Genomic DNA, 2,592 nt, shown 5'->3' with positions numbered 1-2,592 from the left:
GTACTGGAGCGTGTGAACCAAGCGTGTGAGCCAGCAGGTACTATGAACTTGCAACATCGGTCGAAACTAGGTACTAGGGGGTGTTTTCAATTAACCAGACAGCTTCTAATTTCAGGTTACCTTACAAACTTCGGTTTGATGTGGACCTAACCCTGTTTGTCATTTTCGAGATTCAGCCAATAGGCCAACACCAAAGCCAGGTAGATCTGCCGATAAGTGATCGATGTAAAGTCTTTGGCTCGCAGCCTTTGCAGCACGCACTCACCATCAACGTAAGGGGCAATGGCTGGGATGGTCAACAGTTCTTCCATCCAGGGCTGAACCCCACGTTGTCGCGCCAAGTTGTAATGGGGATTACTCCGCAATACCCTTTTGGGGCGTAACCGTACAGTCTTGGGTAGTATGCCTTTCATGGCCTCGCGCAACAAGAACTTTCGTTCCAACCACGGGATCGGTGGTATGGATTGTAGGTATGACACCAAGCGCACGTCAAAAAACGGATAACGCGTTTTAGTGGGAGGACCGGCGAATCCCGGAGCAGCAGTGGCAAATATATGGGACCACAAGGGAGCAGCCAACATGCCGTAGTGGCTTCTCATCGGCGGGAATTTTACTGCGGCCATAAACTCTCGGTAGCGTGCCTTCAAACCTATCCGTTCCACATAGTCCGGCTTAATCCAATCCGGAAGATCAAAGGGATCCCGCCACTCTCGCAGCCAGCCTCTCATTTGGGTACGCAACCCGAAACCCGGTGGACGGTGAAAAGCGCGGATATATTCCAATGTATCTCGTGCCAAACGCGAAAGCTGGTTGCGTCGTAGCAGACTGATCCAGTGCGACCAGGGGAGGGTAAGCGCCGGATCGCCACCCATTCCGGACAATAGCACCCGGCTGTATCCAGCCACGCGGCGCATAATTTCCAGCTCAGCCGAATGGCTCGAGAACGCCAAGGGTTCGGGAAAGGGATATTCCGGGCGTTTCTCGGGGGCCTGCCGAACATAATCTTCCGCCGCGAGATATTCGATTGAGAAACCTGCCTTCTCGGCCACCTGCGCGGCATAGTCGCCTTCGTCGTCAAAAATAAGCGCGTTGAAGATAATCGTATACGCCCGAAAATCAACCGATGAATCGGTCGCCGTCATTAACCGATACGCAGTGGCGGCAACACTGGTCGAGTCCATGCCCCCGCTCAGATAAGTACCGACGCGGTCGGTTCGCAGCCGGTCTGTGATGGCCCGTTCAAACAGCTCTCGAAACCGCTCGATATACTCTTCCCGACGGCTGTAACGCACATACTCCTGTGCAACTTCCGGCAATTGCCAATAACGCTGGACGCGCAGCTTGCCATCCGACCAAATCAAGGTGTGAGCGGGGGGTAGCTTTCGAATATCGGCAAACACGGTCGTTGTGAAGTCGAGATTCATACTAGCCAGCAGAAAATCGCCGATAGCCCGTTCATTGAGACGGTCGGAGACTTGCGGGTGCAACCGTAAGCAATCGATGTGGCTGCCGAGAATCAGGGCGTTTTTCGTCTCCGCATAGTAAAAAGGCACAATTCCAAAGTGATCCCGGGCACAGAACAAGCGTTGCGAACGGCTATCCCAGATCGCAAAGGCAAAATCCCCACTCACCCGTTCCACACAGTCCGCCTCCCAAACTCGGTAAGCATGCAACATGAGATCAACATCAGGCACCTCCTTGTCAAACCGGCATCCGGAAGCACGCAATCGATCAACCAATTCGTCTCGCCGGTCCAGGCGAATATCCCCTGTAATCCAAACCGCTCCGTCCAAACTGTGGGGTTGGCGTTCTGTTTCCGATTCCCAAGTCGTGCGCAATAGGGCGTGACCAAAACCGATATGGGCGTTACCCCAGGTCTCCTGGGCATCGGGGCCCTGGGGTGACATCAAGTCGGTCATTCTATGCAACAAATCGAAATCGATAGGTTGACCGTCGCCATTTAGAATGCCGATAAAACCGCTCATCGTTGTCAGGGTGTCACAGTGATCAGCTTGGCTTCACGCAATTCATCAATCAGCACATGCATGTCCTTCCGGAGCCTGGCCTCATCCACATCGTATTCCGTCAACAACTGCTTCATAGCAGCCTCCGGATTACCGTTTTCGGCGAATAGTTGCCACAGACGCATGCCCACTTCATCCAGACTGTAATACAACTCGTTTTCCAGGTCCAGGAGCACGGTTTCGTCACCTAGCTCCTGAAAAAGGAGCTTGGACGAAATGGTGATTTCTTTAGGTAAAGGTGTCATAATGCACATCCTTCCGCTGTCGTTGCAGAAACTCGGGAAATCTTGGCAAGCGAGTAACCATATCAGTCCCTGACGAACTTCGGCTCGCTGCGAGCACAACCCTTTGATTTCTGGTTTTCGAGACCAGGATCCAGAGGGGGAGGGATTGAATGGTCGGTGATAGTTTATCACTAAATGGTAGCATAGTCACTAGTTGACAATAACTCCGTATTATAGCGGTACAGGAAGAGTTTTAAACAGATCTCATGCATAATTGTGGGGTCCCGGATGATTGCATAGGAACTAAAGTTGGGTCATTGTTGCGTGCCCGAGAGGTTATGGAA

The 2,592-nt window shown here is 52.3% G+C and carries 2 protein-coding genes; both read right to left on the bottom strand.

Going from position 1 to position 2,592, the window contains the following annotated elements:
* Positions 1–146 precede the first annotated feature (146 nt).
* A complete protein-coding gene (locus tag BQ17_RS12425) occupies positions 147–1,985 on the bottom strand; it encodes an asparagine synthetase B family protein (RefSeq protein WP_089727522.1) in 1,839 nt (612 codons plus the stop codon).
* 5 nt (positions 1,986–1,990) lie between these two features.
* Positions 1,991–2,269: a PqqD family protein gene (locus BQ17_RS12420; protein WP_176722409.1), complete on the bottom strand. Its 279-nt coding sequence runs from the start codon at positions 2,267–2,269 to the stop codon at positions 1,991–1,993.
* Positions 2,270–2,592: the final 323 nt, after the last annotated feature.

The sequence above is a fragment of the Candidatus Thiosymbion oneisti genome (genome assembly GCF_900092655.1).
Lineage (GTDB): Bacteria > Pseudomonadota > Gammaproteobacteria > Chromatiales > Chromatiaceae > Thiosymbion > Thiosymbion oneisti.
The sequence above is the reverse complement of the archived record's forward strand: the minus strand, read 5'-3'. Positions and strand labels throughout refer to the sequence as shown.